Origin of the sequence: Variovorax sp. Varisp85, from assembly GCF_047304045.1 — a bacterium.
Classification (GTDB): domain Bacteria; phylum Pseudomonadota; class Gammaproteobacteria; order Burkholderiales; family Burkholderiaceae_C; genus Variovorax.
In genome coordinates this window covers 1-637 of sequence record NZ_JBGLYN010000150.1, presented here as the reverse complement: position 1 = coordinate 637, position 637 = coordinate 1, and the positions used below count along the sequence as shown (strand labels likewise).

Sequence of the window (637 nt, the reverse complement as noted above, 5' to 3'; positions counted from 1 at the left end):
TGGGTGTACGGCAGGACACGTTGGTGGGCCTGTGCGCGGAGCGCTCCACCGAGATGATGGTGGGCATCCTCGCGGTGCTGAAGGCGGGGGGTGCCTACGTTCCACTCGATCCTGAGTACCCCGCAGAGCGCCTGGCCTACATGGTCGGGGACAGCGGCCTCTCGCTGCTGCTCACCCAGCGCCACCTGCGCAGCCTCATCCCTGGCACCGAAGCCCTCCAGGTGCTCGAACTCGACACGCTCGATACCTCTTCGGAGTCCGACGCCGATCCGCAGATCGCTCTTCACGGCGAACACCTCGCCTACGTCATCTACACCTCCGGCTCCACCGGCCGCCCCAAGGGCGCCGCCATCCGCCACGCGGCGCTCTTCAGCTGCATGGCCTGGATGCAGGCGTTCTACACGCTCGAAGGTGCCGATACGGTCCTGCACAAGGCCCCGTTCGGCTTCGACGTGTCCGTCTGGGAGATGTTCTGGCCGCTGACCGCGGGCGCCCGGCTGGTCATCGCCAACCCCGGCGACCACCGCGACCCGGTGCGCCTGGTCGAACTGGTCCGGAAGCACCAGATCACGACGCTGAACTTCGTGCCCTCGATGCTGCAGGCCTTCCTGGCCTACGAGGGCATCGAGGCGACGAC

1 protein-coding gene is annotated in these 637 nt (G+C 67.5%); it reads left to right on the top strand.

Features of this window, described 5'->3' with window-relative positions; genetic code table 11:
• The coding region (locus ACCC97_RS28795) for an AMP-binding protein (protein ID WP_413336387.1) at nucleotides 1–637 on the top strand (637 nt) is incomplete at both ends.